The 5834-nt window shown below is 66.4% G+C and carries 6 protein-coding genes and 1 pseudogene; 5 read left to right on the top strand and 2 right to left on the bottom strand.

Translation table 11 applies throughout. The features are described 5' to 3' along the window. A pseudogene (locus tag A9X03_RS29320) lies at window positions 1-141 on the top strand (LytR family transcriptional regulator); the annotation flags it as partial. Here the strand turns inward: A9X03_RS29320 and A9X03_RS17725 are convergent. Both A9X03_RS17725 and A9X03_RS30880 read right to left on the bottom strand, forming a co-directional pair. Further along, a complete protein-coding gene (locus tag A9X03_RS17725; protein ID WP_067758882.1) occupies window positions 138-953 on the bottom strand; it encodes a glycerophosphodiester phosphodiesterase in 816 nt (271 codons plus the stop codon). The pseudogene A9X03_RS29320 and the gene A9X03_RS17725 sit on opposite strands and share 4 nt — an antisense overlap. After that, a complete protein-coding gene (locus tag A9X03_RS30880) occupies window positions 950-1996 on the bottom strand; it encodes a DUF4328 domain-containing protein (RefSeq protein WP_082954885.1) in 1047 nt (348 codons plus the stop codon). The genes A9X03_RS17725 and A9X03_RS30880 overlap by 4 nt, the downstream gene beginning before the upstream one ends. A gap of 761 nt (window positions 1997-2757) precedes the next feature. Here A9X03_RS30880 and A9X03_RS17715 point away from each other — a divergent pair. The 4 genes from A9X03_RS17715 to A9X03_RS17700 form a co-directional block, all read left to right on the top strand. Beyond that, on the top strand, window positions 2758-3381 hold the full coding sequence (locus tag A9X03_RS17715) for a superoxide dismutase (protein ID WP_067279219.1): 624 nt from the start codon (window positions 2758-2760) through the stop codon (window positions 3379-3381). A 196-nt stretch (window positions 3382-3577) separates the two neighbouring features. Beyond that, window positions 3578-4111: a hypothetical protein gene (locus A9X03_RS17710; RefSeq protein WP_046186040.1), complete on the top strand. Its 534-nt coding sequence runs from the start codon at window positions 3578-3580 to the stop codon at window positions 4109-4111. Window positions 4112-4728: 617 nt separating this feature from the next. After that, window positions 4729-5127 (top strand): helix-turn-helix transcriptional regulator, encoded by a 399-nt coding sequence (locus A9X03_RS17705; protein WP_067758872.1) that lies wholly within the window; start codon window positions 4729-4731, stop codon window positions 5125-5127. A 137-nt stretch (window positions 5128-5264) separates the two neighbouring features. Then, window positions 5265-5834 (top strand): DUF6474 family protein (locus A9X03_RS17700; protein WP_068262201.1); only part of this gene is annotated, 570 nt, incomplete at its 3' end.

The raw sequence follows: 5834 nt of genomic DNA, 5'->3' as shown, positions 1-5834 counted from the left end.
CCCGCGACGTTGACCGTCCCCATCGGCGAGTTCACCAACGGCGACGCCGGATCGGTGGTGGTGTGGAACCACGACGAAGCGAGCCGGCTGTTCGAGGCACTGGCCGCCGACGGGCCGGTGCCCATCAATCCGCCGGACTAACCGCCCGCGCGGCCGTTCTCCAAGTACGCCTTGGTACGGCCCGGGTGGTGGGTGGCGAGCCAGGCCACGCCGACGTCCCGGCAGAAGTCGAGGTCCTCGTACTCGTCGACGTTCCAGCAGTACACGGCGCGGCCCTGGGCTATCGCGCGATCGGCGAGTTGGGGATATTCCTTCAACGTCGCCAGCGACGGCCCGACGGCAGTGGCGCCGACGGCGGTGGCCGCGCCGCTGATCAAGTAGCGCGCCGTCTTGCCGAGCAGCACGGTCGGCAGCAGCGGCGCGGCTCGCCGGATCCGCCAGACCGCGGCCGCCGAAAAGGACATCACCACCGCGCGGGACCGGTCGGCGGAGGCCGGCGCGGCGATGCCGAACCGATGCAGTAGCGCGAGCAGCTTGGTTTCCACCAATGAGCCGTACCGCACCGGGTGCTTGGTCTCGATGAACAGCTTCACCGGCCGATGCCAATCCAGGACAAGCGACACCAGGGCGTCCAGCGTCAACAGGCTGGTGTCACCGTGCGTGCCGTCTTCACGCCAGCTGTCGTGCCACGCCCCATACTCGAGCTCACGCAACTCGGCGAGGGTCATGGTGCTGACCAGGCCGGCCCCGGTCGACGTCCGGTCCAACCGGCGGTCGTGGACGCAGACCAGGTGGCCGTCCCGGGTCAGCCGCACGTCGCATTCCACGCCGTCGGCGCCCTCTTTGAGCGCGAGATCGTAAGCGGCCAGCGTGTGTTCGGGCCGCGCCGCCGATGCGCCGCGGTGGGCCACCACAAAGGGATGCCCGGCGAGCACCTCCTCGGCCCACGTCATACGCGTAATGCTGCCGCTTCCTGCCCTTCGAACTCAACCGGACGCGGCGTCGGCGCCCGATCTTCGGAGACCACAACCCAGCGGTGCGCGGGCCGTTCGACGGGTTTGCGCTCGAACCCTTCGAAGACCCGGGCCGCCGCAGCAACCGTCACCGCCGCGAGCAAGTAGGCGAAAACCATCGTGATGGTGTTGTTCGCGATGCCCTGGGCGTCTCTGGCGAAGCTGGTCGCCATGGCGAAGACGGAGACCAGGTAGCTGGCGACCCACGCGATCCACCACTCGACGACGGAGCGGCGGATGCGGCCGTAGTGCTGCTCCAAAATCGCCAGCTCGATGACGAAAACCGGTGCCCACAGCAGGTTGGCCAGCGGCACCACACACCCTGCCCACAACGCCCGCGTGGACCGCGGCTCCGGCAGGCCGTGATGCGCGAACGCCGCCGCACGCCGGGCGATCAGCCACAGGATGAGGACCGCCCCGGAGGCCAGCGTGGCGGCGATCGCGGCCACGCTCGCCAGCACGCCGAGCCAATCTGCACCGGCCGCGACCCACGAGTTCAACAATGTGTTCCGGTTGACGATCAGCAGCACGTAGCGCACGACGTAGACCAGGGCGGCGATGCCGAGGACGAGCACGCTCACGAACAACGTGGTGCGAATCGTCGGGGCCGATGGCCCCGGGCGGGTCGGGGCTCCGGCGGCCGCGGCCGTAGGTTCGACGCGATCTGCGAGGCTCCACCGCGGCATCACGGCGTAGCGCGGCGTCGGGCCCAGGGGACGCCGTCCACGCCGGGGAGGCGGCGCGGCGCCGGGGCGCACCGCGATCCAGCGAAAGCCCGGCGGCAGCCTTGGCGGGGTGCGCTGCCAGCCCCTGGCCGCGGGCGGTCGGCTCGCAGGCGCGGCGTTGTGTGAGCCCCACCGTGGGTCGGGCGCCGGCGCATCGGCCAGCGGCGCCATCAGGGCTCCCCGGCAACGTGGACACCATTCGCGCTGCCGTTCGCGGACGTTCCACCGAGTGCCGCATTGGGAGCACACCTGGATCACCGGACCAGCGTAGCCTCGCGGCGATCCGCTCCGCGTGCGGCGAGCGGTGGGGGTCCCGCGGATCGCTCGGGAATGGCTGGAGCCGAGTCGTCGGCTATCTCTTCAGCTATCCCGACTATCCACAGTTTCCACAGGTTTATCCACATGCGGGTTCTGGGTAAGGGAACCGTTACTACAGCTTTTCCGGCTAGCGGTGGTTCGACATGTGGATAACACCGCTGCGTTGACGCATGCGATAGACAGCCCAGAACGGTCGCCGAGCGAAATGGATTGTCTTGCTAAGCAACCGCGGGGCCCCCGCGATGGCGCCCTCGGCTGGGTCTGCCCGGCGTTCGGCGCCAACCCGCAGTTCAGAGAGTCATTTTCCAAGCCCGCCCCGAAGCGCTATGATCGCGTTCGCGCGGAAATTGTTGTGACTCACCTCACTGCCGCGAGGTGAGGGGCGGGTGAAAGGCGATTGATGGCCACGCATTCGTTCGGTCCGGGTTCACCGGCCCCATCGAAGTCGTACTCGGGCTCGCCCGCGTGGAATCACAGCTACAGCGTTGCCGCGTTGCGCGCCGGGCTCATCGCGCTGGCGTTGCTGGCCGTTCTCCTTCTCATCGTTCTGTCTTGAATCGACGCTGAACGGGTATTCGCCTTCCGGCTCATCGCGGTCATTCTTGCGGTCCGCGCAGTCATGGAGCAGGGTTGTCTACGGCTGGCTGCCGCTTGGCAGGCTTGCGAATGAGCGTTAGAAGACAATCGAAGAAAGGAACGCCGTGGCTGAATACACCCTGCCCGATTTGGACTGGGATTACGCAGCGTTGGAACCGCACATCTCGGGGCAGATCAACGAGATCCATCACAGTAAGCACCACGCCACGTACGTCAAAGGCGTGAACGACGCCGTCGCCAAACTCGAAGAGGCGCGCGCCAACGACGACCACGCCGCGATCTTCCTGAACGAAAAGAACTTGGCGTTTCACCTCGGCGGCCACGTGAACCACTCGATCTGGTGGAAGAACCTGTCGCCGGACGGCGGCGACAAGCCGACCGGCGAGCTCGCCGCCGCGATTGACGATGCGTTCGGGTCGTTCGACAAATTCCGCGCCCAGTTCAGTGCCGCCGCCAATGGACTTCAGGGTTCGGGTTGGGCGGTCCTGGGATATGACACCCTCGGCAACAGGCTGCTCACTTTCCAGCTGTACGACCAGCAGGCCAACGTCCCGCTTGGCATCATTCCCTTGCTGCAGGTGGACATGTGGGAGCACGCCTTCTACCTGCAGTACAAGAACGTCAAGGCGGACTACGTCAAGGCGTTCTGGAACGTCGTCAACTGGGCCGACGTGCAGAAGCGGTATGCGGCCGCCACGTCGAAGACCAATGGACTGATCTTCGGCTGAGTCCCACCTCGAATCGACACGGGCGTCGCGCGGCTTGCGCGGCGCCTTTGTCGTTTGCGCGGTCGCCGATTGGGCACTCCGAGAACATGTGCGCCTTTGGCCGTGTCGGGTTGCACGGCACCGAACCCGCAGGCATGCTTGGTTATTCGAGCTACCAGTGTGGTTAATCGGACGGAGGCGTCGCGCGGAGGTCGAAATGGAAACTGGGTCTGACCGCCCGATAGGGGTTTCCCCTTTCCATGCTCGTGGTGCCCTGAAAGGGTTCGTGATCTCCGGACGTTGGCCGGATTCGACCAAAGAGTGGGCACAATTGCTCATGGTCGCGGTCCGGGTCGCGTCATTGCCCGGATTGCTCTCCACGACAACGGTGTTCGGCGCCCGCGAAGAACTGCCCGAGGAGCCCGAGCCGGGCACCGTCGGCCTGGTGCTTGCCGAAGGTACGGTCTTCGGCGAATCGGCAATCCAGCCAGGCTATTTCGCCGATCACCAGCCCCCGGCCCTGCTGATGCTGCACCCTCCATCGGAGACCACGCCGTCCTTGCCGGAATGCAACGGCGCGGCGTCGGGATGCGTCCTGCTCCCCGGATTGCCCTACCTGGGACTCGAGCATCGAGCGGCCTGGGTGGAGGCGGAAGCCGACGGCACGATCACATCGATGGTGAGCCGAGTCGGAGTCGACCCCATCAGCCATCCCGATACCGCCATCCTGGCGATGCTGCTTGCGGCATAGCCATTTACTTCGGCGTGAATTAGAAAACTCGGCTCGTTTTTGGCATCGATCGCCGCACCCGTGCGCTCGCCGGGTTTGGGCGTGCACGACGTCTGCACAACCGCCCCGCGGCCCCTTTGCGCACGCCGCCGGCGCACTCCCCCGCTTTCCCGCCCCCCGTTGCGGAAATGCCGGCGCGCGGGCGTCGCAGATGGGCCCGTCGCGACGGGCCGCCGAACACCGATTCACATATCCGGCACGTTTGCGAAGGGTGTTTTCCGGCCGCAACTGGCATTCGACAGCAAATAAGGCGTTAAGCAATCATAAATTGCTGCCCGGTTGCGGTGCGACCGCCCAGCACCTGCCCATCCTACACTTGACCCGCCCCGCCACCGACGGCCCGCCACCTTGCAACGGATGTCCGATTCTGCGGATAACCTGTGAGTTTCGCCGATTTAGTGGACACCCCAGCGAATCAGTTGGACGCTCGTCAAGTGCGGTATCGGCAAGCACCAGCTACGCCTGGACCGAATCCTGGGGGGTTTGCACCTGTTTCGGGACACAAACCCCCGCTACCATGATCAGCAAATATACCTAGGTAATAGTTCACTTCTACAGCCCAGTGGAGGTCATATCCAATGAGCACGACGTTCGCTGCTCGCCTGAACCGCCTGTTCGACACGGTGTATCCCCCGGGACGGGGGCCCCACACCTCGGCTGAAGTGATCGCGGCGCTCAAGGCGGAGGGCATCACGATGTCGGCTCCCTACCTGTCGCAATTGCGTTCGGGGAACCGCACCAACCCGTCGTCGGCGACCATGGCCGCGTTGGCCAACTTCTTCCGCATCAAGCCGGCCTACTTCACCGACGACGAGTACTACGAGAAGCTCGACAAGGAACTGTCCATCCTCGCCACCATGCGCGACGACGGTGTGCGCCGCATCGCCCTGCGCGCATCCGAGTTGTCCCCCGAGGCGCAAGGCGAGGTCATGCAGCGGGTCAACGAGCTGCGTCGCGCCGAGCACCTGGACGCTTAGCGGACGCCCGCGCCCGCACCCAGCCGCCCGGCCCCGACCTGGAGGGCTCCCGCCCGCCCATTCCGATTAGGGTTGGCTCACGGGATCGCGCACGCCCGAGAGCGATAGTCCACGAGATACCGGGGAGGCGGCCGGGTATGGGCCTGTTCCGCAAGCGAAAGAGTCGCGCGACGCGTCGCGCCGAAGCCCGTGCGATCAAGGCCCGCGCGAAGCTGGAGGCCAAGCTCGCCGCCAAGAACGAGACTCGCCGGTACAAGGCCGCCCACCGGGCGGAGGCCCGAGCCCTCAGAGCGCAGATCAAGGCCCAGCGGGACAGCGACCGCAACGCGCTCAAGGTCGCCGAGGCCGAACTCAAAGCGGCGCGCGAAGGGAAGATCTTGTCGCCGACACGGATTCGTCGGGCGCTCACGGTGTCCCGGCTGCTTGCGCCCATCCTCACACCGGTCATCTACCGGGCCGCCGTCTCGGCGCGCGCCCTGATAGATCAGCGTCGCGCGGATCAACTCGGGATCCCCCTGGCGCAGATCGGGCAGTTCTCCGGCCACGGCGCGCAGCTGTCCGCCCGAATCGCCGGGGCGGAAAAGTCCCTGCGGGCGGTGCAGGACAAGAAGCCCAAGGACGCCGAAACGCGGCAGTTCGCGTCGGCCATCACCGAGCGGCTCACCGACCTGTCGGCGGCTGTCACCGCCGCGGAGAACATGCCGGCC

Source organism: Mycobacterium sp. E1715 (genome assembly GCF_001667625.1).
GTDB lineage: Bacteria > Actinomycetota > Actinomycetes > Mycobacteriales > Mycobacteriaceae > Mycobacterium.
This window is presented reverse-complemented; position numbering and strand designations above follow the sequence as displayed.